At 75.9% G+C, this 20,283-nt stretch carries 21 protein-coding genes; 12 read left to right on the top strand and 9 right to left on the bottom strand.

The features are described 5' to 3' along the window. Window positions 1–102: 102 nt before the first annotated feature. The 4 genes from ACIQBJ_RS12105 (at window position 103) to ACIQBJ_RS12090 (ending at window position 4,055) form a co-directional block, all read left to right on the top strand. Window positions 103–1,638: an MFS transporter gene (locus ACIQBJ_RS12105; RefSeq protein ID WP_400707698.1), complete on the top strand. Its 1,536-nt coding sequence runs from the start codon at window positions 103–105 to the stop codon at window positions 1,636–1,638. Between the two features lie 141 nt (window positions 1,639–1,779). After that, the gene (gene tatA, locus ACIQBJ_RS12100; RefSeq protein ID WP_400707695.1) at window positions 1,780–2,052 is read left to right on the top strand and encodes a Sec-independent protein translocase subunit TatA; all 273 of its coding nucleotides are present in this window, start codon (window positions 1,780–1,782) and stop codon (window positions 2,050–2,052) included. Between the two features lie 156 nt (window positions 2,053–2,208). Next, complete coding sequence (locus ACIQBJ_RS12095) at window positions 2,209–3,555, top strand: hypothetical protein (RefSeq protein WP_400707692.1); 1,347 nt, start codon at window positions 2,209–2,211, stop codon at window positions 3,553–3,555. Further along, on the top strand, window positions 3,552–4,055 hold the full coding sequence (locus tag ACIQBJ_RS12090; RefSeq protein ID WP_400707689.1) for a potassium channel family protein: 504 nt from the start codon (window positions 3,552–3,554) through the stop codon (window positions 4,053–4,055). Before ACIQBJ_RS12095 ends, ACIQBJ_RS12090 begins: the two co-directional genes overlap by 4 nt. A 7-nt stretch (window positions 4,056–4,062) precedes the next feature. On the opposite strand, the gene ACIQBJ_RS12085 is transcribed toward ACIQBJ_RS12090, so the two are convergent. The 4 genes from ACIQBJ_RS12085 to ACIQBJ_RS12070 form a co-directional block, all read right to left on the bottom strand. After that, window positions 4,063–5,619, bottom strand: a complete 1,557-nt coding sequence (locus ACIQBJ_RS12085) for a protein kinase (RefSeq protein ID WP_400707686.1) — start codon at window positions 5,617–5,619, stop codon at window positions 4,063–4,065. Window positions 5,620–5,820: 201 nt separating this feature from the next. After that, entirely contained in the window at window positions 5,821–5,976 is a 156-nt protein-coding gene (locus ACIQBJ_RS12080) for a hypothetical protein (RefSeq protein WP_400707683.1), read from the bottom strand. Between the two features lie 301 nt (window positions 5,977–6,277). After that, window positions 6,278–7,168: a hypothetical protein gene (locus ACIQBJ_RS12075; protein ID WP_400707680.1), complete on the bottom strand. Its 891-nt coding sequence runs from the start codon at window positions 7,166–7,168 to the stop codon at window positions 6,278–6,280. Then, the gene (locus ACIQBJ_RS12070) at window positions 7,165–7,908 is read right to left on the bottom strand and encodes an RNA polymerase sigma factor (protein WP_400707677.1); all 744 of its coding nucleotides are present in this window, start codon (window positions 7,906–7,908) and stop codon (window positions 7,165–7,167) included. The genes ACIQBJ_RS12075 and ACIQBJ_RS12070 overlap by 4 nt, the downstream gene beginning before the upstream one ends. 327 nt (window positions 7,909–8,235) lie before the next feature. On the opposite strand from ACIQBJ_RS12070, the gene ACIQBJ_RS12065 reads away from it, so the two are divergent. The 3 genes from ACIQBJ_RS12065 to ACIQBJ_RS12055 all read left to right on the top strand — a co-directional run bounded on the left by ACIQBJ_RS12065 (window position 8,236) and on the right by ACIQBJ_RS12055 (window position 10,533). Beyond that, window positions 8,236–8,922: a DUF4304 domain-containing protein gene (locus ACIQBJ_RS12065; protein ID WP_400707674.1), complete on the top strand. Its 687-nt coding sequence runs from the start codon at window positions 8,236–8,238 to the stop codon at window positions 8,920–8,922. Window positions 8,923–9,027: 105 nt separating this feature from the next. Next, window positions 9,028–9,747: a tyrosine-protein phosphatase gene (locus tag ACIQBJ_RS12060; RefSeq protein ID WP_400707671.1), complete on the top strand. Its 720-nt coding sequence runs from the start codon at window positions 9,028–9,030 to the stop codon at window positions 9,745–9,747. 87 nt (window positions 9,748–9,834) lie between these two features. After that, window positions 9,835–10,533, top strand: a complete 699-nt coding sequence (locus ACIQBJ_RS12055; protein ID WP_400707668.1) for a class I SAM-dependent DNA methyltransferase — start codon at window positions 9,835–9,837, stop codon at window positions 10,531–10,533. A 34-nt stretch (window positions 10,534–10,567) separates the two neighbouring features. Here the strand turns inward: ACIQBJ_RS12055 and ACIQBJ_RS12050 are convergent, their stop codons facing one another. Together ACIQBJ_RS12050 and ACIQBJ_RS12045 are read right to left on the bottom strand one after the other, a co-directional pair. After that, a complete protein-coding gene (locus tag ACIQBJ_RS12050) occupies window positions 10,568–11,077 on the bottom strand; it encodes an NUDIX domain-containing protein (RefSeq protein ID WP_400707665.1) in 510 nt (169 codons plus the stop codon). 59 nt (window positions 11,078–11,136) lie between these two features. After that, window positions 11,137–11,415: a hypothetical protein gene (locus tag ACIQBJ_RS12045; RefSeq protein WP_400707662.1), complete on the bottom strand. Its 279-nt coding sequence runs from the start codon at window positions 11,413–11,415 to the stop codon at window positions 11,137–11,139. A gap of 117 nt (window positions 11,416–11,532) precedes the next feature. Here ACIQBJ_RS12045 and ACIQBJ_RS12040 point away from each other — a divergent pair, with 117 nt between their 5' ends. Beyond that, window positions 11,533–13,974 (top strand): lysylphosphatidylglycerol synthase domain-containing protein, encoded by a 2,442-nt coding sequence (locus tag ACIQBJ_RS12040; protein WP_400707660.1) that lies wholly within the window; start codon window positions 11,533–11,535, stop codon window positions 13,972–13,974. 24 nt (window positions 13,975–13,998) lie between these two features. Here ACIQBJ_RS12040 and ACIQBJ_RS12035 read toward each other — a convergent pair whose 3' ends face one another. After that, the gene (locus tag ACIQBJ_RS12035) at window positions 13,999–14,223 is read right to left on the bottom strand and encodes a hypothetical protein (protein WP_400707657.1); all 225 of its coding nucleotides are present in this window, start codon (window positions 14,221–14,223) and stop codon (window positions 13,999–14,001) included. A 196-nt stretch (window positions 14,224–14,419) separates the two neighbouring features. Between ACIQBJ_RS12035 and ACIQBJ_RS12030 the strand changes: the two genes are divergently transcribed. The 3 genes from ACIQBJ_RS12030 to ACIQBJ_RS12020 are packed head-to-tail and all read left to right on the top strand — an operon-like array spanning window position 14,420 to window position 16,803. Then, window positions 14,420–15,019 (top strand): superoxide dismutase, encoded by a 600-nt coding sequence (locus ACIQBJ_RS12030; protein WP_400707654.1) that lies wholly within the window; start codon window positions 14,420–14,422, stop codon window positions 15,017–15,019. 57 nt (window positions 15,020–15,076) lie between these two features. After that, window positions 15,077–15,976 carry an RNA polymerase sigma factor SigJ gene (sigJ, locus tag ACIQBJ_RS12025; protein WP_400707651.1) on the top strand — a complete coding sequence of 300 codons (900 nt, stop codon included), beginning with the start codon at window positions 15,077–15,079 and terminating at the stop codon, window positions 15,974–15,976. Window positions 15,977–16,026: 50 nt separating this feature from the next. After that, on the top strand, window positions 16,027–16,803 hold the full coding sequence (locus ACIQBJ_RS12020; RefSeq protein ID WP_400707648.1) for an SDR family oxidoreductase: 777 nt from the start codon (window positions 16,027–16,029) through the stop codon (window positions 16,801–16,803). Between the two features lie 151 nt (window positions 16,804–16,954). Here ACIQBJ_RS12020 and ACIQBJ_RS12015 read toward each other — a convergent pair whose 3' ends face one another. After that, window positions 16,955–17,800, bottom strand: coding sequence for an NAD(P)H-binding protein (locus ACIQBJ_RS12015; protein WP_400707645.1), 846 nt, complete (start codon window positions 17,798–17,800; stop codon window positions 16,955–16,957). A gap of 249 nt (window positions 17,801–18,049) precedes the next feature. Here ACIQBJ_RS12015 and ACIQBJ_RS12010 point away from each other — a divergent pair, with 249 nt between their 5' ends. Next, the gene (locus ACIQBJ_RS12010; protein WP_400707642.1) at window positions 18,050–18,652 is read left to right on the top strand and encodes a TIGR03086 family metal-binding protein; all 603 of its coding nucleotides are present in this window, start codon (window positions 18,050–18,052) and stop codon (window positions 18,650–18,652) included. A gap of 81 nt (window positions 18,653–18,733) precedes the next feature. On the opposite strand, the gene ACIQBJ_RS12005 is transcribed toward ACIQBJ_RS12010, so the two are convergent. Next, window positions 18,734–20,278, bottom strand: a complete 1,545-nt coding sequence (locus ACIQBJ_RS12005) for an FAD-dependent oxidoreductase (protein ID WP_400707639.1) — start codon at window positions 20,276–20,278, stop codon at window positions 18,734–18,736. Window positions 20,279–20,283 lie beyond the last annotated feature (5 nt).

Here is a 20,283-nt window from a genome sequence, read left to right as displayed (position 1 = left end):
TGCTACGGCAGTCCAAGACGGATGTCTCGCTCGAACGTCTGAAACATTCGACTTAGACGCTTGTACTAGACAGGTGTGCAAGACGTCCGTACAGTCCTCCTCATGACCACCGACCACGGCCGCGCCGGCCGACGCGAATGGCTGGGCCTGGCCCTCCTCCTGCTGCCGACCCTCGTCCTCGCGATGGACATGGGCGTGCTGTTCTTCGCCGTCCCGTTCATCGCCACCGACCTGCACCCCAGCGGCACCCAGCAGCTGTGGATCATGGACATGTACTCGTTCCTGCTGGCGGGGCTGCTCATCCCGATGGGCGCGCTCGGCGACCGGATCGGCCGGCGCAAGCTGCTGATCGGCGGCACCGCGGCCTTCGCGCTCGCCTCGCTGGTCGCGGCCCGGGCCCACGGGGCGGACCAGCTCATCGCCGCCCGGGCCCTGCTGGGCGTCGCGGGGGCGGTCTTCGGGCCCTCCACGCTGGCCCTGCTGCGCAACATGTTCCACGACGCCAAGCAGCGGCAGGCCGCGATCGGCGCGTGGAGCGGCGTCATGATGGCCGGTGCCACCCTCGGCCCGGTGGTCGGCGGCCTGCTGCTCGACCACTTCTGGTGGGGCTCCGCCTTCCTGATCGCCGTCCCCGCGATGCTGCTGGTGATGCTCGCCGCGCCGTTCCTGCTCCCCGAGTACCGCGCCCCGCAGCAGGGCCGGTTCGACCTGCTCGGCGCCGCCCTGTCGATCGCCACCGTGCTGCCCGTCGTGCACGGCATCAAGACCCTCGCGGTGGACGGCTGGAGCGTCCGCCCGGCGCTGGTGCTGGCCGCCGGGCTGCTGGTCGGCCTCGGCCTGGTCGTCCGGCTGCGGACCGCCGCGCACCCGCTGATCGACGTCTCGCTGTTCCGGGTCCGCACCTACAGCGGCGCGATCACCGTCAACACCATCGCGATGTTCGCGATGATGGGCTTCACCCTGTTCACCTCGCAGTACCTGCAGCTGGTCAAGGGCTACAGCCCGCTCACCGCCTCGCTCTGGGCGCTGCTGCCCAGCGTCGGCGTCGGCGCGGCGGTCGGCGGCTTCGGGGCGCTGGCCGGGCGGGTCCGGCCCGCGGTGCTGCTGGTCGCCGGGTTCACCGCCAGCGCGGCCGGGTTCGTCGCGATGGCCTTCGTCGACCCGTCCAGCTCGCTCGCCCTGCCGCTGGTCGCGGCCGGCGTGATCGCGGCCGGGTCGGTCGGCACCGTCAGCATCACCGGCGAGATGGTGGTCTCCGCCGCCCCCGCCGACCGGGCCGGCGCGGCGAGCGCCACCTCGGAGACCGCGCAGGAGCTCGGCAGCTCGCTCGGCATCGCGGTGCTCGGCGCGGCCGGCGCCGCGATCTACCGGACCAGGATGGCGGGCGTCCCGGCGCCGGACGCCGCCCACGACACGCTGGGCGGGGCCGTCACCACCGCCACCCACCTGCCCGCCGACGCCGGGGCCGCGCTGCTGGCCACCGCCCGGGACGCCTTCGCCGACGGGATGCACACCGCCGCGGTGGCCGGAGTGCTGGTGATGCTCGGTGCCGCGCTCGCCGCCCACCTGCTGATGCGCCACCTGCCGGCCCCCGGCGGGCAGCCGGAAACGCCCCTCCCGGTGGTACAGACCACATGACTCGGATCACCTGTTTTTCGGCGGCTGTTTGCCGGTGGGTGTATACGTTCGCCGGAAAGGCCAGGCATACTGGCCGAGTCGGGCGAACCGCCCGGCACCGATGACACGACGCGAACCTCACGAAAGGACCGGTGGTCAGGCATGTTCCGTAACGGTCTCGAGCCCTGGCACATCGCCATCATGGTGGTGGTGCTGGTCCTGCTGTTCGGCTCGAAGAAGCTGCCCGAGATGGCCCGCGGCCTCGGCAAGTCGATGCGCATCCTCAAGGCGGAGACCAAGGCGCTCCGCGAGGACGACGCCCCCGCCGAGGCGCAGAACGGCACCGCCGCCTCGCAGGCCGAGCAGCCCCGCCAGGCCGTCGAGCCCACCAACATCACGAAGGCCACCGACGCTTCCAAGTCGACCACGGCCTGACGCCCGGTCGGCCCCGGCCGACGCGCGCGCCCCGGAGCCCCCGGCCCGTCCTCGGACGGCCGGGGGCTCCGCCGTTCCGGCGCACCCCGGTGGCCGTCCGTCCCGTCCCGGTATCTGCTGGTAGCGAACTGACGGCGGATCACCTGGGAGGCACGGATGGCGGCGGACCCCTCCGGCGAGCGGGAGCTCGCGGAGCTGCGCGAGCGGATCGCCGTCCTGGAGAGCAAGGGGAAACCCGTCCCCCGGCACCACCGGGTGCGGTCCTTCTTCGCCGCCCTGCTGATCGTGCTGGCGGTGGTGCTCACCCCGCTGGGCGTGGTCGCCGCGTGGAGCAGGTCGCAGGTCACCGACACCGACCGGTTCGTGGCGACGATGGCGCCGCTGGCCGCCGACCCGGCGGTGCAGGGCGCGGTGGCCGACCGGGTCACCGGCGCCGTGATGCAGCAGCTGCCGATCACCGACCTGCTGAACGAGGCCGCCCCCGCCGACCGGCCGCTCCTGGACGCGGCGCTGGCCCGGCTCGGCCCGGCGCTGACCGACGGGCTGACCGGCTTCGTGCACGACCAGGTGCTGCGGTTCGTCCGGTCCGACGCCTTCGCCACGGTCTGGACGACCGTGCTGCGCGACGCGCACGCCGCCTTCGACAAGGTGCTGACCGGCAAGGGCGGCGGTGCCGTCCAGGTGCAGGGCGACACCGTCAGCCTGGACCTGGCGCCGGTGATCGCGCAGGTCAAGGACCGGCTGGTGGCGAACGGGCTGGGGCTGGCCGCGAAGATCCCCGAGGTGCACACCGACTACACGCTGGTGCAGTCCGACGCGGTGAAGAAGGCGCAGACCGGGCTGCGGCTGCTCGACCTGGCCGGGTTCTGGGTGCCGGTGCTGGCCCTGCTGTGCGCCGTCGGCGGCGTCCTGCTGGCGGTGCGGCCGCGCCGGGCCACCGTGGCGGCGGCGCTCGGCGCGGCCGCCGGGGCGGGGCTGCTCGGCATCGGGCTGAGCGTCTTCCGGGCGATCTACCTGGACAAGCTGCCCGTCGGCGTCGACCAGGCCGCGGCGGCGGCGGTCTACGACACCCTGGTGCGCTTCCTGCGGGCCGCGGTCCGGATGCTGCTGGCGCTCGGCGTGGTGGTCGCGCTGGCCGCCTGGCTGACCGGCGCCGGGCGGCGGGCCGGCTGGGTGCGGCACCTGTGGCAGGAGGGCCTGGGCGCGGTCCGCCGGGCCGCCACCGGCCTGGGGATGCGGCTCGGCCCGGTCGGCCGGTTCGTCCACCGGCGGAAGGGCTGGCTGGGCTGGGGCGCCGTCGTGGTCGCCGCCGTCGTGCTGCTCACCTGGAACTACCCGACCGCGCCGGTGGTGCTCTGGATCGCGGTGGTGCTGCTCGCCGTCCTGGCGGTGCTGGAGTTCCTGGACGGCCCCGCCGACGACGCCCCCGCCGCCCCCGCCGCACCCGGCTCCCCCGGCTCCCCCCACGACGCGGCCGGCCCCGGGAAGGCGACTGCGGCGTGAGGGAGCTGGCCCGGACGTACCTCGCCCTGCTGGCCGGTCCCTCGGTGCTGCTGGTGGCCTACTTCACGGTGCCGCTGGGCTGGTTCGGGCCGCACCACTCGGCGGTCAGCTGGGTCGTGTTCGGCACCCTGCTGACGGTGCTCGGCATCGGCCTGCTGCGCGAGGTGCGGCTGCAGGTCACCGGGCACTCCCGGCACCCGGTGCCGCGCATCCTGTTCCTGCTGTGCAGCGCGCTGGTGGTGTTCTCCACCGCCTACCTGGGGATGTCCCGGCAGCCCGGCGAGCTGGAGGGGATGCACACCAAGGTCGACGGGCTGTACTTCACGGTGATCACCATGGCGACCGTCGGCTACGGCGACATCCACCCCGCCGGGCAGGCCGCCCGGATCGTGGTGATGCTCCAACTCCTGTACACCGTGGTGTTCCTGACCACCGGTGTGACGGCGCTGACCCGGCAGGTGAAGACCCGCGCGGTGCAGCGGGCCCAGCACCGGGGCTGACCCGGCGTCAGAAGCCGTCCTGGGCGGCGGACTGGGCGTGCACCACCGCGATCAGTCCGGTCAGCCGGGTCTGCCAGCCGACCAGCGTGGCGGGGTCGACCGCCTTGCGCCGCTGCAGGTCGCGGACCAGCCGCTGGGCGTCCTTGAGCGAGTCCTCGGCGTCCGACGGCTGCCGGTCGTTGACCGACCGGGTCGCCTCGTCGAGCAGCTTGGTCAAGTCGTCCTGCCGGTCGCGCTCCTTGGCGAAGTTCGTCTGGGCGACGTCGGCGCGCAGCTGGGCGATCTGCGCGACCACCGGGCCCTTGGACGAGGCGGACGGCTTCGGGGTGCCGGACGGCTTCGGCGAGGCGGAGGTGGAGGCGGCGGCCGGGGCGGACGGCGACGGGGCGGGCGCGGTCGCGGCCGGGGTGGTGACGGCGGCGGTGTGCGGGGGCTTCGGGGTGGAGCCGCCGCCGCTGAACGAGAACGCGGCGATGCCCGCCACGCAGGCGAACACCGCGGCGCCCACGCCCGCGTACAGCAGCGGGTTGCGGCCGCGCCGGGACTCGTCCGGCTCCTCGTCCTCGTACCGGGCCGAGGGCAGCAGCGACGGCCGGGGCTCCTCGACCGGCGGGAGCACCGAGGTGCGGTGCTGCTCGGTCCACGGCCGGTGCGGCGGGGGCGCGGAGGGGAAGCCGGCCGGGACGGGCGGCAGCACCTGGGTGGCGCCGAGCAGTTCGGCGGTGCGGTCGGCCGGGCCGCCGGACGGGACGGCGGCGAGCAGTTCGGCGGCGGCGGTCAGCGCGTCGGCGGGCCGCTCGGCCGGGTTCTTGGCGAGCAGCCGCAGGATCGCCACGTCCAGCGCGGGCGGCACGTCGGTGCGGCTCCCGGAGACCGCGGCCGGGTACTCGGTGACGTGCTTGAACGCGATCGCGACCGGGGTGTCGGCGGTGAACGGCGGTGCGCCGGTGAGCATTTCGACCAGCACGCAGCCGACGGCGTACAGGTCGGCGCGGGCGTCGACGTCGCCGGCGGTGGCCTGCTCCGGCGAGAGGTAGGCGGCGGTGCCCAGCACCGAGGCGGCCTGGGTGAGCTGCTGGCCGGAGGAGGAGCCGGCCCGGGCGATGCCGAAGTCCACCACCTTCACCCCGCCGTCGTGGGTGATCATGATGTTGCCGGGCTTGATGTCCCGGTGCACCAGGCCCTGCGCGTGCGCGGCGGCCAGCGCGTCCAGGACGGCGGCGGCGATGCCGACGGCGCGCTCGACCGGGAGTCTGCCCTGCTCGGCGACCAGGGCGCCCAGGGTGGCGCCGTGCACCAGCTCCATCACCAGGTACGGGGAGCCCTGGTCCAGGCCGGAGTCGAAGACCGTGACGATCCGCGGGTGCGAGAGCAGCGCGGCCAGCCGGGCCTCCCGGGCGAACCGCTCGGCGAACCGGGGGTCGTCGGCGAGGCCGCCGTTCAGCACCTTGACCGCGACCGGGCGGCCCAGCTGGTGGTCCAGGCCGCGGTACACGGTGGCCATGCCGCCCACGCCGAGTATCTCGCCGAGCTCGTAGCGCCCGTTCAGCGCCCGTCCGATCATCGGACACTCCCCTCATCGCCCCGGTCGGGCACCCGTGAACCATAGCGGTCGCGCCTGCCGGGCTTCCAAGGGCGGGCGGACCGGGGCCTCACGGGTGCTGCACCAGCAGCAGGGCGGCGAGCGCGGCCAGCGCGACGCGCAGCAGGGTGCGGGCCGACAGCGGGAGGGGGAGGCAGCCGCGCCGCCGGGTGCGGGGGAAGGTCATCGGGCCGTCAGCTCCGGACCGCCGGGGCCCGGCCGTTCACCGTCCGGCGGGACCGGGTCGCTCCGGACCGGGTCGAGGAACAGCGGGCCGTGGAGCGCGAACACGTCGGCCGGCGGGGCGGCGGCGCGGACGGCGGTCGGGGCTTCGGTCACCGGGGAAGGTCCTGGGCTCGGGGCGGGCGGGGCGCCGGGGGGGTGGGCTCCGGACGGACGGTGGACCCGGGGGAGTTCAGCCGTCCGTCCGGAGCGGGGTTCTCCGGTCGGCCGCGGACCCGGGGGAGCCTTGGGCCGACCGGAGCTGTTCCCGGACGGGGCGGGCCCGGGGGAGCCCGCCACCGTCCGGAGTCGGTTCCGGGCGGGCCGGCGGGCTCGGGGGCGCCCGTCGGCCGCCCGGAGGCGGTGCCCGGTCGGCCGGCGGGCCCGGGGGTGCCCGCCGCCGACCGGAGTCGGTGGGTCAGTCCTGGTCGTCCCCCTTGCCGGGGGTCCTGGACTGCGTGGGGTCGGTCCGCCCGCCCTTGCCCGCGGAGGGCGACGGGGACGGGGCGGGCTGCTGGTTCGCGGGCTGGGTGGGCACGGCGGTCGGCTTGCGGCCGTCTCCGCCCGCCCCGGCCGCCCGGGCGGCGAGCAGCGCGCAGTAGCCGGCGACCTTCTCCGGCCCGCCCGCCTCCTGCAGCAGCGCGGCCAGCGCCGGGTCGACCGCCGCTTCCTTGGGCCTGGTCCCCGCCGCGACCCGGGCGGCGAAGCCCCGGCAGAGCGTCGGCAGGTCGGGCAGCTGCGCGGCGCCCGCGGACGCCGACCCGGAGGGCCGTCCGGTGGGCTCGTGGCCGGTGGCCGTGCCGCTCGGCCTGGTGGCGCGGGCGCTCGGGGCCGCCGACGGCGTGTCCGGTCCGGCGGCCGGGTCGGTCCGTTGCCCGTCGGCCGGTTCGGAGGCGCTCGGCCGGGCCGGGGCGGGGCCGCCCAGGACGGTCGGCAGGTGGCCGGTACCGGCCGCGACGGCGACCGAGCCGACGGCGGTCACGCCCAGCGCGACGGCCAGGGCCTTCGCGCTGAGGGCCCGCGCGAGCGCGGTGTCCGCCATCTTTCGTCTCCGGTGCTGTCGGGGGGCCGGCTGGTGACGAGCCCGCCGGAACGCGGCCAGGGCCTCCTCCTCGCCGGGCAGCGGTCCTTCACCGTCCGGTCCGGGTGCCGCCGCTGCCGCGAGCAGGGCGGCGAGCCCGGTCCGGTCCGGCGCGGGCCGCTGCCCGGCGGAGGAGGGGTCCTGACCGGCCGCCGGGACGCCCGCGACACCGTCGAACAGCTGCTCGGCGGCGGCGCGGTCGATCCGGCGGGATCGGTTGGTGCTCATCTCATGTCCTTCAGCGTCGGCACCTGCGCCGGTGTCACACCCTGCGCGGAGATTTTTTCCGCGGTGCCCCGGCGGGGCAGCCCGGCGGCCGCTCCCCCGTTCTGCTCCAGCACCTTGGCCAGTCGGCGCAGCCCCCGGTGGGCGGCCATCCGGACGCTGCCGGCCCGCTTGCCGAGCACCCGGGCGGCGCTCTCCGCGTCCAGCCCGAGCACCACCCGCAGCAGCACCGCCTCGGCCTGGTCCGGCGGCAGCGACGCGATCAGCGCGAGCGCGTCGGAGGTGCCGACGGTGGCCAGCGCCCGGCCCTCGGTGTCCTCGGCGGCGGCGAGTTCGGCCAGGTACTCGACCGGCAGGTCGGCGAGCGGGCGGCGGCGCAGCCGGCGCAGGTGGTCCATCGCCCGGTTGCGGGCGATAGTGGCGGCCCAGCCGCGGAAGCCGTCCGCGTCGCCGCGGAAGCCCGGCAGGTCGCGGGCGATCTGCAGCCAGGTCTCCGACGCGATGTCCTCGGCGTCCCCGTCCGCCCCCGGCCGGCTGCCGATCAGCACCCGCAGGTAGCGCAGCAGGCCGGGCTGGACGGCGCGGAACAGGATCCGGAACGCCTCCTCGTCGCCGTCCTGGGCGGCCCGGACGGCCGGGGCCAGGTCCACCCGGTCGCCGGACGGGCGGCCGGGCGCGTTCGGACGGCCGGGCCGGTCGCCGTCGTCCGCCCCGTGGTGTTCAGCACTGTGCACCCGCCACATGATGGGCCATCCGGGTGCCCCGGCCCAGCCGCGGGGCGGCGCCCGGCCGGTGGCGGAGCCGTGGGCGCGGCGTGTGCGCGCGGTGCGGGGACGGTGCGCGACAGGTGGGCGGCGAGCGGGCGGCGAGCGGGCGGCCGGAACGGGCGGGACGGCGCGGCGCGAGGCGGGGCGGGGCCTTCCGGCGGCGGGACCCAGGGCCCGGGCCGGGCCGACTTTCGTCCCGTCGGCTGCTGTCGTTCGCCCGCGGCCGCGGCCCGCTCCCTCGCCATAGCGTGCAGATACGGGGCATTCCCCGCATTCCGCCCTGCCGCCGAGGAGGCCCGCGCCGTGACGCGCACCGCCCAGGAGCTGTACACCGCGGGACTCCGCGAACACTTCGGGCCCGCCCTGCGCGAGCTCGGCTTCCGGGGCTGGCGGCACTCCTTCGCCCTGCCGGACCCCGACCGGTGGGCGGTGCTCGGCGTGCACGCGGAGCCGGGCGACGGGCGGGTCCGCTACACCGTCAACCTCTCCGTCACCGACAAGGCCGCCTGGGACGGCCGCCGGGTCCGCCCCGACGCCAACTCCCCGAGCGGGCTGGAGCGTTGGCACTCCCCGATCGGCGAGCTGCTGCCGGTCGGCGGCGAGGTGTGGTGGGAGGTCGCGCCCGGGCCGCGCTGGCTGGTCGCGGTCGAGGACTCGGTGGCCGCCGTCCGCGGCTACGCGCTGCCCGAACTGCGCCGCCGGCTGCGCCCCGAGGAGCGCGAGCCGTACCTCGGCCGGGCCGGCCTGGACGGCGTCAACGGGGCGCTGGCCGCCGCCTCGGTCGCCCGCATCCAGCGGGCCGAACTCGTGGACGGCGTCCTGGAGTTGCACGGCGCGTGGAGCCGCCACGACCCGGTCGCCGAGGCGGTGCTGGCCGGTTCGGCGCGCGGCTTCCTGTCCGTCCGCGACCGGCGCTACCGGCGGGTGCGGGTGCTCGACACGCTCGGCCGGACGCTCTGGGAGTTCGAGGGCCACCGGCACGCCGACTGATCGGGGCCGGGGCGGCGTTTCGGCCGGGGAACCGCCGGGAACCGGACTGAGTCTGTGTCAGTAGGGGGGCGGGAGCGCCCCGGTGGGACTTCTCTGGGGGCGGGCATGACGAGGACGGGCGCGATACGCCACGACGAACGGCAGCTGGACTGGGACGGCTGCCTGAACGTCCGCGACCTCGGCGGCCTGCCGGTCCGCGACGGGCGGCGCACCCTGGCCCGGGCCGTGGTCCGGGCCGACAACCTGGACCGGCTCACCGCCGAGGGCCAGAACTCGCTGGTCGACTACGGCGTGCGCACCGTCGTCGACCTGCGCGACCCCGTCGAGTACCGGCCGCTGCTGCCCGCCCCGCACGGCGTCGACCTGGTCCGGGTCCCGCTGGACGCGCTGGCCGGGCCGGACTGGTGGGCCCGGTTCGGCGGCCTGGACGGCACCCCGCTGTCCTTCCGCCCCTACCTCGACCACTGCCGGCCCGCGATCGCCGCCCTGGTCGCCGCCGTCGCCCGGGCCCGCCCCGGCACCGTGGTGGTGCACTGCGGCGCGGGCCGCGACCGCACCGGCCTGGCCGCGCTGGTGCTGCTCGCCCTCGCCGGGGCCGAGCCCGCCGCCGTCGCCGAGGACTACCTGCTCTCCGCGCCCAACCTGCGCCCGCTGTGGACCCTGTTGGACCGCCCCGACGAGGAGGCCGGGATCGCCCGCGTCCTCGCCGACGCCGGGACCACCGCCGAACTGGCGCTGCACGCGGTGCTCGCCGAGTTCGACGCCGAGCAGTGGCTGCCCGCTGCGGACGTCGCCGCCGTCCGGGAGCGCCTGCTCGGCGCGTAGCAGCGCGGCGGCCGCGCGCACCGGCCTCCGGCCGTCCGTCGGTAAATGGTTCGTGCGGGCGGGCGGGCCCGGAGAATACTGCCGGGCATGGTGGATTTCTCGCTGTTCGACACCCGCGGCTACCCGACCGTCGACGTCCGCACCGGCTACGCCGGGTGGGTCGACAGCTACGAGCGGACGGTCGAGGACGCGATGGACGTCGACGTGCTGGCCCGGCTCGCCGTCCCGCGCTGGGACGCGGCCGGGACGGCCGTCGACCTCGGCTGCGGGACGGGCCGCACCGGCGCCTGGCTGCGCGCCCGCGGCGTCGGGGCCGTGGACGGCGTCGATCTCACGCCCGAGATGCTGGCCCGGGCCCGGGCGCGCGGCGCGCACCGGACGCTGACCGAGGGCGACCTCGCGGCGACCGGGCTGGCCGCCGGCTCCTACGACCTGGCCGCCTGCTCGCTGGTCGACGAGCACCTCGCCGACCTCGCCCCGCTCTACCGCGAGGCGCACCGGCTGGTCCGCCCCGGCGGCCTGTTCGTGCTGGTCGGCCTGCACCCGCTGTTCATCATGTCGGCGGGCATGCCCACCCACTACGACGGCCCCGACGGCCCCGTCGCCATCACCACCCACGTGCACCTGGTCAGCGACCACGTCACCGCCGCGCTCGGCGCGGGCTGGCGGCTCGCCGAGATGCGCGAGGAGGTGGTCGGCGAGCGCTGGATCGCGCTCAAGCCCAAGTGGGAGCGCCACCGCGGGCGGCCGGTCTCGGCCGCCTACGTCTGGCGCAAGGAGGGCTGAGCGGGGGGCCGTGCGGGGACTGTGCAGGGGCCGGTCAGAAGCCCGAGTTGGGGGCGGTGACGACCCTGGTCCGGCCGTCCGCCCGGGCGGCCAGGCCGGCCTCCAGGCGCAGCGCCCGGGCCGGGCCGAGCAGGGCCAGCGCCTCGGGGACGGCGGCCCAGCGGTGGTCGTCGAGCTCGCCGGCCGGCAGGACGATCGGCGCGTCGGCCGGAAAGGTGCCGAGGTCGAAGAGGAAGTGGCAGGCGGGGTGGTCGAGTTCACCCGCCGGGTTGGTCCAGGCGACCACCAGCAGCTCGCCGGCCTCCCGGTCCAGCCCGGTCTCCTCGCGCAGTTCGCGGGCCGCGCACTGCCGGGGGTTCTCGCCGAGGTCGACGGTGCCGCCGACGAACTGCCAGGCGTCCCGGTAGCCGGCCTTGACGATCAGGACCCGGCCCTCGGGGTCGGTGATCAGGCAGCCGGCGGCGGCGTACACCCGGTGCAGCGAGGCGAGCCACTCCTCGCGGGAGGCGAACTCGGGGGCTTCGGACGCGGGGGCGTCGGCCATGCTGGCTCCTTCGGCGGGGGCGGGGCGGGACGGGCCCACTCTCCCACCCCCGCCGGGGTTCAGTGCGCCGAATGCCGCTCCGCGCCGCGGTGCCGGTGGCCGGGCAGCTCGGCGTGGGCGGCGGGCCCGTCGGCGGGGCCGGGCGTCATCGGCGCGCGGCGGCCGCCGTGGCTGAACGCGTCGTCCCCGAAGTGCGGGCCGCCGCGGGTCTCCTCCATACCGGCATGCCGGGGTGGCGGGGCGAGGCCCGCCGGATCGGTCTCCATCGCGCGGCTGTCCAGGAGTTCCTGGGCGCCCCTGCGGAACATCGCCGTCCTGTCGGTCGGTAGCTCGGTCATCGCCGACCTCCCTTCATTCGTCCGATATGCCCGGTATGGGGCGTGATACACCCCGGGTGCGCCCGCCGTTCGGGAAAAGGCCCGGGGCGCGCGGCGGACGGTGTGGGACCATGCCGCGTGGCCACGGTGATACAAGCCGACGAATCCCAGGGACCGCGGGCGGCGGCGCCCGTCCGGCCGGTCCGACAGGTCGACCGCGTCCGGCACCCCGCCGCGCTGATCCGCCTGCTGGCCGGGCTGTGCTGGATCGCCCTGGTCCTGCTGCTGGCCGGCTACGCCCGGTCCGCCGCGCTCGGCCTGGACAGCGACGTCGCCCGGGTCGCCGAACTCGTCCCCTGGCCCCCGGTCAAGCTCGCCGCCGCGCTCTGCGGCGGCGCCCTGCTGACCGTGCCGCTCGCCTTCGCCGCCGACCGGCTGCTGCGCGGCGACGGCCGCCGGGTCGCCGACGGCGTGCTCGCCGCCGTGCTGGCCTACGGGCTCTCGCTCGGCCTGGACCTGCTGGCCGGCGACCTCACCACGCTCACCCACGCCCTGCCCGGGCAGCTCGGCCGGACCGCCCCCGTGTACGGGCACCTCGCCCCCGTCCTGGCCTTCATGACCGCCGTCGGCACCGACGGCCTGCGCCGCTGGCGCACCGCGCTCGGCGTCACCCTCGGCCTGTCCGCGCTGTCCGGGCTGATCACCGGGTACGCCACCCCGCTGTCGCTGGTCCTCGCCCTGCTGCTGGGCTGGACCACCGCGCACGCCACCCGCTACGCCGTCGGCGAGCCGGTCGGCTGCCCCACCGAGGCGCAGATCGCCGCCGCGCTGGCCGGCTCCGGCGTCCGGCCCGACATCGTGCTGCCGGTCGGGCCGAGCCGCTACCTGGTCACCCAGCACGGCGACCGCCCCGACCTGGACGTCCACCTGCTCGACCGGCACGCCCAGGCCAGCGGGCTGCTCGGCGCGCTCTGGCTGGCGCTCCGGCTGCGCACCGCGCCCCGCCCGCTCGGCCTGCGCCCGCTGCGCGACGGCCTGGAGCACCAGACCCTGCTCGGCCACGCCGCGTCCGCCGCCGGCGCCCGCACCCGGACCCCCGTCGCCGCCACCGAACTCGGCCCCGACGCCGCCCTCGTGGCGTACCGCCGGATCGACGCCCGGCCGTTCGCCGACCTGTTCGCCGAGGCCGCGGAGGACGACGACCTGGAGGACGGGGCGCGGCCCACCGGCGCGGAGCTGCGCGACGCCTGGCAGCAGTTGGCGCTGCTGCAGCGGCGGCGGATCGCCCACCGCACGGTCTCCCCGGAGAACGTGCTGCTGGACGCGGAGGGGCGGGTCCACCTGGTCGGGCTGGCCCGCGGCGAGATCGCGGCGAGCGACCTGCTGCTGCGCCTCGACGTGGCCGGGCTGCTCGCCGTCCTCGCCCTGTCCGCCGGGCCGGAGCGGGCGGTGCGCTCCGCGATCGACGTCCTCGGGCCCGGGCCGGTCGGTGCGGCGCTGCCGCTGCTGCAGCCGATCGCGCTGGCCCGCGGCACCCGGGCCGCGCTCGCCCGGCGCAAGGGCCTGACCGTCGAGCTGCGGGCCGAGGCGCAGCGGCAGCTGCCGCAGGCCGCCACCGAGCCGGTCCGGCTGGAGCGGGTGCGGCCGCGCGTCCTGCTGACCGTGGCGGCGGTGATCGCCGCCGGGTACGCGCTGGTGCAGTTCCTGCTGGAGGTCGACACCAACCCGGTCGCCGTGGTCGCCGACGCGGACCCGCTCTGGCTGGCCGGGGCGGCGTTCTTCGCCGCGCTCAGCTACCCCGTGGCGACCTTCGCGTTCAGCGGCTTCGTCCCCGAGCGGCTGTCCTTCCGCTCGACGCTGGCCGCGCAGGTGGCCGGATCCTTCGTCAAGGTGGCCTCCCCCGGCGGCGTCGGCGGGCTCGCCCTGAACACCCGCTACCTGCAGCGCGCGGGCATCCCGACCGCGCAGGCGATGTCCAGCATCGGCGTCAGCCAGCTGTTCGGCCTGGTCCTGCACATGCTGCAACTGGCCGTGTTCGCCGCCCTGGTCGGGGCGGACGGCTCCCGGTTCGACGACGGCTCCGCGCTGCCCGACGGCTGGGTGCTCGGCCTGGCCGGGGCGGTCGCGGCCGCCGTCGGGTTCTCGATCGCCGCCGTGCCCGCGCTGCGGCGGCGGGCCCAGACCCTGCTGCGGCCGCTGCGCGCCGAGGTGCTGCCGCGGCTGCTCGACCTGGCCCAGCACCCGGGCCGGCTCGCCAGCGGCGTGGCCGGGCAGCTGCTGGTGTCGATGTGCTTCGTGATGTGCCTGTACTGCTGCACCCGCGCGGTCGGCCAGTACCCCGGGTTCAACGCCGTGGCGGTGGGCTTCCTGGCCGGCAACGCGGCGGGCAACGTCGCGCCGACCCCCGGCGGCGTGGGCGGCGTGGAGGTCCTGATGTCCTTCACGCTGGCGGAGGCCGGGCACTTCGACTCCACCGGGGCGCTGGCCGCCGTCGTCCTGTTCCGGGTGCTCACCTTCATGCTGCCGGTGCTGCCCGGCTGGGCCGCGTTCGCCTGGCTGCAGCGCCGCCGGGCGATCTGACCGGCGGCGCGCTCCGGGCCCCGCTCAGTCCCGGTGGTCCTCGTCGTCGTCCACCGCGACCTCCCGCACCTGCTCCACCGCGTCCCCCTCGTCCGCGGGCTCGGCCCCCAGCAGCCGCTGCTGCCGCAACACCTCCAGGTCGTCCAGCTCCGGCTCCACCGCCGACCGCTCCTGGTCGGCCCCCTCCGGCAGCACCGGGGCCTGCTCGTCGTCCTCGGGAATCTCCGGGTTCTCAGCATTCAGGCGCATACCGCCAGTATCCGGCCGAACCCCCGCGAACTCGACCCTTGCGCCCGGCGGGTTGCGCATCCGCGCCCGGTCCGGGGCCGGTCCGGGCCCGGAGCCGACATCCGGCGTTAATGCCCCCTCATCGCTCCTGCATATCTCTTGCAATAGTGTGGCTGTCGCAACTGACTGTCCGTCGAACGAGAAGGGCCGCTCAGCCATGGGTGCCTACACGCTGCCTGACCTGCCGTACGACTACTCCGCCCTGGAGCGGGCGATGTCCGCCGAGATCCTGGAGCTGCACCACTCCAAGCACCACCTCGCCTACGTCAACGGGGCCAACCAGACCCTGGAACAGCTCGCCGAGGCCCGCGACAAGGAGCAGTTCGGCAACCTGGTCGGCCTGCAGAAGACCCTGGGCTTCCACCTCTCCGGCCACGTCCTGCACTCACTGTTCTGGGAGAACCTCTCCCCCGAGGGCGGCGACCGGCCCGAGGGCGCCCTCGCCGACGCGATCACCGAGCACTTCGGCTCCTTCGAGGCGTTCCGCAAGCAGCTCACCGCCGCCACCGTCGGCGTCCAGGGCTCCGGCTGGGGCATCCTCTCCTGGGAGCCGCTGGGTGGGCGCCTGATCGTCGAGCAGGTCTACGACCACCACGGCAACGTCGGCCAGGGCACCACCCCGCTGCTCGCCTTCGACGCCTGGGAGCACGCCTACTACCTGCAGTACAAGAACGTCCGCCCCGACTACGTCACCCGCCTCTGGGACGTCGTCAACTGGCAGGACGTCAGCACCCGCTACGCCGCCGCCCAGGGCTGACCCCCGCTCCCCCGCCCGCCGGGCCGCCCCGGGCCCGGCGGGCGCTAGCGTGGACGCATGGGCGCGGTGGAGGAGTTCGAGGCGAACCGGCGGCGGCTGTTCTCGCTGGCGTACCGGATGCTCGGGTCGGCCGCCGAGGCCGAGGACGTGGTGCAGGACGCGTACCTGCGGTGGCACGCCGTCGGGGAGGGTGAAGTCGCGCTGCCCGGGGCCTGGTTGGCGAAGGTGACGACCAACCTGTGCCTGAACCGGCTGGGTTCGGCGCGGGCCCGGCGGGAGGAGTACCCCGGGACGTGGCTGCCGGAGCCGGTGGCGACCGGGGGCGGGGCGCTCGGGCCGATGGAGCGGGCCGAGCAGCGGGAGGCGGTCTCGTTCGCGGTGCTGACCCTGATGGAGCGGCTGTCGCCGCCGGAGCGCGCCGCCGTGGTGCTGCGCGACGCCTTCGGCTACGGCCACCGGGAGGTCGCCGGGGTGCTGGACTGCTCCGAGCCCGCCGCCCGGCAGCTCTACAGCCGGGGGCGCAGGCACCTCGCGGACGCCCCGCGCGCCACCGGCCCCGGACCCGACCCCGGGCAGAACGCCGAACTGCTCGGCAGCTTCCTGGCCGCCGCGGCCGAGGGCGCGCTGGACCGGCTGGAGGCGCTGCTCGCCGCGCACGTGGTGGTCTGGTCCGACGGCGGCGGGCGGGCCCGGGCCGCGCTGCGCCCGGTGCGCGGGCGCGGCGACGCCGCGCGCTTCCTGGCCGGCCTGTTCCAGCGGTTCGCGGCGGGCGTCCGGTTCGAGGCCGCCGAGGCCAACGGCGGCGCGGTGCTGCTCTGCTGGGAGGGCCCGGAACTCACCTCGGTGGGCGCGGTCGAGGCCGGGCCGGACGGCATCACGGCCGTCCGGGTCCTGCGCAATCCGGAGAAGCTCGCCCATTTCGCGGCCCGGCACCGGGAGCTGTCACAGAACGGGTGACCGTCCGGTCCTCCCTGGAGAGAACCCACTCCGGAGAGGAACCCCCGACCATGGACGAGAAGGTGCTGCTGGTGACCGGCGCGACCGGCACGCTGGGCGGCGAGGTGCTGCGGCTGGCCGCCGGCCGCCCGGTGCGCGCCCTCACCCGGCGCGACGCGCCGCCGGAGCGCGACGGTGCCGACGGCGTCGACTGGCGGACCGGCGACCTGACCGCCGGCACCGGCCTGGACCGGGCGCTGGCCGGGGTCGACGCGGTGATCCACTGCGCGAGCGACCCGGCCCGGCCCGGGAACGACCTGCCCGCGCTGCGCCACCTGCTGGCGGCGGCCGACCGGGCCGGGGTCCGCCACCTGGTGTACGTCTCGATCGTCGGCGTCGACCTGGTGCCGTTCCGGTACTACCGGGCCAAGCTGGCGTGCGAGCACCTGCTGGCGGCCGCCGGGCCGAACTGGAGCGTCCTGCGCGCCACCCAGTTCCCGCAGCTGCTCGACAGCATGCTGGCGGGGCTGTCCCGGCTGCCGGTGCTGCCGATGCCGGCCGGCACGCCGGTCCAGCCGGTCGCCCCGGCCGAGGTGGCCGCCCGCCTGCTGGAACTGGCCGCGGGCGACCCGGTCGGCCGGGCGGCGGACTTCGCCGGTCCCGAGGTGCACGACGCGACGGACCTGGCGGCGAGCTGGGCCCGGGCCGTCGGCCGCCGCCGGCGCGTGCTGCCGGTCCGGCTCCCGGGGCGGCTGGGCGCCGCGCTGCGGGCCGGCGGCCTGACCGCGCCGGAGCACCGGGCCGGGACCGCGACCTGGGGCGACCACCTGGCGACGAAGGCGGGTTGACCACCGGCCCCGGACCCCGACCCGGGCACGGGCCCGGACGCGGACGTGCCCGGAGGGGGCCCGCCCCGGGATGGCGGGCCCCCTCCGGGGGTTCGGGGGGGGGCAGCTCCCGGACCGGGACCGGGACCGGACCGGGAGCTGCCCGAAGGGACTACTGGAAGGCCGGGCGGGCGGCGGCGGCCCAGTCGGCGAACGGCCGGGCCGGGCGGCCGAGCAGCTTCTCCACGTCGGGGCTGACCAGCTGCTCCTCGGCGAGCGGCGAGCCGAGGATGTCCAGGGTGCCGTCGATGACGGCCTCGGGCATGAACTGCGCGAGGTGCTCGCGGGCCTGCTCCCGGCTGAGCTCGACGAAGGCGACCTCCTCGCCGATCGCCGCGGCCAGCGCCGCGGCCTGCTGCCGGGGGCTGACTGCGGCCGGGCCGGTGAGGGTGTAGACCTGCCCGTGGTGGCCGTCCTCGCGCAGCACGACGGAGGCGACCGCGGCGAGGTCGGCCGGGTCGACGACCGGGAGGGCGACGTCGGCGAAGGGCGCGTAGACGCTGCGCTGCCCGCGCACCGACTCGGCCCAGGCGTAGGCGTTGGAGGCGAAGCCGCCGGCCCGCAGGACGGTGTACTCCAGGCCGCTGGCGGCCAGCGCGGCCTCGAACTCGCGGAGCCGGAAGTGCGAGGGCGCGTCGGGGCGGGTGCCGTTGATCTGCGAGGAGAGCAGGACGACGCGCTTCACGCCGGCCTCGCGGGCCAGGTCCAGCAGGTCGGAGGCGGGCGCGCCGGGGCCGTTCAGCTCGCCGGCCAGCAGGATGAACAGCGCCTCGGCGCCGTCGAGGGCGGACTCCAGGCTGGCGAAGTCGGCGAGGTCGGCGGTGGCGTGCAGCACGCCGTCGGGGAAGCCGCCGGGCTGTTCCTTGCGGGACACCGCGGTGACCTTCGTGCCCGCGGCGGCGAGCAGCTCGACCAGCGGGCGGCCGACGTTTCCGGTGGCACCGGTGACAACGATCATGACTGTGCTCCTCAAAGTCTTTGCGTGCAAAGGGAGTTCGAATCAAGAGAAGGGGGCTGACGCGGGGTTCGCCGGGAACCGCTCCGCCGCGTCTCCGACGTTAGCATCGTGAAGATAGTAGGTACCTAGGGGAAACCGACCCCGGCGCGCCGAGGCCGGGCCGACGAATCAGACAACTCTGTACGGTTTTTCTACAGGGTTCTGCAAAGTCCTCTTCTCGGCCCGCGCGGGCGTCGGGATGCTGAAGTCATGACTGACACCGCGAACTCCCCCGCCCCCGCCGCCACCGACCCGCGGCCCGGCTTCTTCGCCGCCGCCGACGTGCTCGGCAAGGTCCTCGCCGACATCCGCGCCGACCAGTACGACCTGACCACCCCGTGCCCGGAGTACAGCGTCCGCGACCTGGCCAACCACGTCGTCTCGGTGCTGCGCCGGATCGCCGTGATGGGCGCCGGCGGCTCGTTCATGCTGGTCCCGCACTTCGCCGACGACGTCGCCGACGGCGGCTGGGCCGCCGCCTGGGAGGCCGCCGACGCCGACTTCAAGAAGGTCTGGGGCGACCCGTCCGTGCTGGGCCGCACCATCGGACTGCCGTGGGGCCCGGTCCCGGGCGCCGTCGCCTCGGTGATGTGGACCAACGAACTGGTCCTGCACGCCTGGGACATCGCCACCGCGACCGGCCAGCAGGTGCCGTGGCCGGACGAGGCGCTGGCCGCCCCGCTGGCGAACATGAAGCGCGCCGTGCCCGCCGAGCCGCGCGGCGGCCAGGTGCCGTTCGGCCCGGTCGTCCCGGTGCCGGACGACGCGCCCGCCATCGACCGCCTGGTCGGCTGGTACGGCCGCCGCCCCTGATTCACCGTCACTCCGCCTTCCCGTTCGGCCAGGAGGGCCGTCGGACTCCGGTCCGACGGCCCTCCTCCGTCGTGCGGGGCCTCAGGCCCCGACGCCCTGGGCGAAGCGGAACCAGCGGTACGGGTCGTACTGCGCCTTGGCCGCCAGCAGCCGCGGGTAGTTCTCGGCGTAGTAGGACTGGCGCCAGTCGGTCAGCTGGGCATCCATCCAGTTCTGGTAGGACTCGCCGTTGGAGAGCGGGTTGATGGTATTGAACCCGTTGTCCACCCAGCTCTGCCCGGCCGCCCGGTTGGCCGGGTTGTCCTTCGTCGGGTCATTGATCAGCACCCGGTAGTTCACCGAGAACAGCGCGTCCCGGTGGACGTACGCGGTGTCGGTGCGGCCGAGGTCGTTCGCGGCCCCGCCGAAGAAGTGGAAGTCCAGGTAGCGGGCCTGCCCGGCGTACCGGTTGGCGTCGAACGCGGAGAGCACGCTCGCCCAGCCGGCCGCGCTGTACGGGGTCTTCCCGAGCCGGGTGCGCTCCAGGCCGAACGCGGGCCGGCCCAGGGTGCCGGTGGTCGACTTGTTGGGGCGCTGGCACTGGTCGACCGTCAGGGTGGAGCAGCCGAAGATCATCATCATCAGCTGGCGGTACGTCAGCACCGCGTCCTGGCGGGCCACCGCCGCGCCGGTCAGCGCGAGCAGCCGGGCCGTCTCGGTGGCGAGTTCGGCCGGGGTGCCGCGGGAGGCCAGCATCACGTTGAGGTTCGGAACGGTGCCGGGCGCGGCGTCCGGCTGCACCAGGTAGCCGCCGCCGCCGATCGTCCGGGGCGCGTTGACCAGCCACTGGTTGACGCCGTACAGCACGTCGGCGGCCCGGTCGTACGGGAAGATCAGGTTGGTGATCGCCATCTGGTCGCCCACGTGCGGGGTGACGGTGTACTTGGTGACGATGCCGAAGTTGCCGCCGCCACCGCCGCGCAGCGCCCAGAACAGGTTGGGGTTGGAGGTGGCCGAGGCGGTCACCACGCTGCCGTTGGCGAGCACCACCTCGGCGGAGACCAGCGCGTCGCAGGCCATGCCGGTGGGGCGGGTCAGGAAGCCGTAGCCGCCGCCCTGGATGAAGCCGCCGGCCGAGACGGTCGGGCAGCCGCCCTCGCTGACCACCAGGCCGTAGGGCGAGAGCGCGTCGAGGATCTGCACGTTCATCGCGCCGGGGCCCATGGTGGCGGTGGCGCCGCCGTTGTTCACGGTGACCGAGTTCATCCGGGAGACGTCGATCACCAGGCCGGGGCCGGTGGAGAAGCCGCCGAACGAGTGGCCGCCGGAACGGACCGCGGTGGGCAGGCAGTTGTCCTGCGCGAAGGTCAGCGCCGTGGCGACGTCGGCGCTGCTGGCGCAGTACGCGATGCCGCGCGGGCTGATGGTGTCGAACTGGCCGAGCTCCAGCTGCTTGGCCACCGGGTAGGCGGCGTCGCCGGGCCGGACCAGGGTGCCGGACAGGTGCGAGGACAGCGTGCTCCACGGGACGTACCAGGAGGAGCTGTCGGCGGTGTCGGCGACGGCGGTGACCGCGACGGCCGGTGCGGCGACCGCACCGACCGCCGCGGCCGCACCGGCCCCGAGCAGAGACCTGCGAGATATCACTGTGA

This window comes from Kitasatospora sp. NPDC088391, assembly GCF_044753345.1.
Taxonomy (GTDB): domain Bacteria; phylum Actinomycetota; class Actinomycetes; order Streptomycetales; family Streptomycetaceae; genus Kitasatospora.
This window is presented reverse-complemented; position numbering and strand designations above follow the sequence as displayed.

Bases quoted from the DNA above. Each gene is read 5' to 3' on its own strand.
- ACIQBJ_RS12105 (WP_400707698.1), top strand. From the start codon at position 103: ATGACCACCGACCACGGCCGCGCCGGCCGACGCGAATGGCTGGGCCTG.
- tatA (WP_400707695.1), top strand. From the start codon at position 1,780: ATGTTCCGTAACGGTCTCGAGCCCTGGCACATCGCCATCATGGTGGTG.
- ACIQBJ_RS12095 (WP_400707692.1), top strand. From the start codon at position 2,209: ATGGCGGCGGACCCCTCCGGCGAGCGGGAGCTCGCGGAGCTGCGCGAG.
- ACIQBJ_RS12085 (WP_400707686.1), bottom strand. From the start codon at position 5,619: ATGATCGGACGGGCGCTGAACGGGCGCTACGAGCTCGGCGAGATACTC.
- ACIQBJ_RS12075 (WP_400707680.1), bottom strand. From the start codon at position 7,168: ATGAGCACCAACCGATCCCGCCGGATCGACCGCGCCGCCGCCGAGCAG.
- ACIQBJ_RS12070 (WP_400707677.1), bottom strand. From the start codon at position 7,908: ATGTGGCGGGTGCACAGTGCTGAACACCACGGGGCGGACGACGGCGAC.
- ACIQBJ_RS12060 (WP_400707671.1), top strand. From the start codon at position 9,028: ATGACGAGGACGGGCGCGATACGCCACGACGAACGGCAGCTGGACTGG.
- ACIQBJ_RS12055 (WP_400707668.1), top strand. From the start codon at position 9,835: ATGGTGGATTTCTCGCTGTTCGACACCCGCGGCTACCCGACCGTCGAC.
- ACIQBJ_RS12050 (WP_400707665.1), bottom strand. From the start codon at position 11,077: ATGGCCGACGCCCCCGCGTCCGAAGCCCCCGAGTTCGCCTCCCGCGAG.
- ACIQBJ_RS12045 (WP_400707662.1), bottom strand. From the start codon at position 11,415: ATGACCGAGCTACCGACCGACAGGACGGCGATGTTCCGCAGGGGCGCC.
- ACIQBJ_RS12035 (WP_400707657.1), bottom strand. From the start codon at position 14,223: ATGCGCCTGAATGCTGAGAACCCGGAGATTCCCGAGGACGACGAGCAG.
- ACIQBJ_RS12030 (WP_400707654.1), top strand. From the start codon at position 14,420: ATGGGTGCCTACACGCTGCCTGACCTGCCGTACGACTACTCCGCCCTG.
- sigJ (WP_400707651.1), top strand. From the start codon at position 15,077: ATGGGCGCGGTGGAGGAGTTCGAGGCGAACCGGCGGCGGCTGTTCTCG.
- ACIQBJ_RS12020 (WP_400707648.1), top strand. From the start codon at position 16,027: ATGGACGAGAAGGTGCTGCTGGTGACCGGCGCGACCGGCACGCTGGGC.
- ACIQBJ_RS12015 (WP_400707645.1), bottom strand. From the start codon at position 17,800: ATGATCGTTGTCACCGGTGCCACCGGAAACGTCGGCCGCCCGCTGGTC.
- ACIQBJ_RS12010 (WP_400707642.1), top strand. From the start codon at position 18,050: ATGACTGACACCGCGAACTCCCCCGCCCCCGCCGCCACCGACCCGCGG.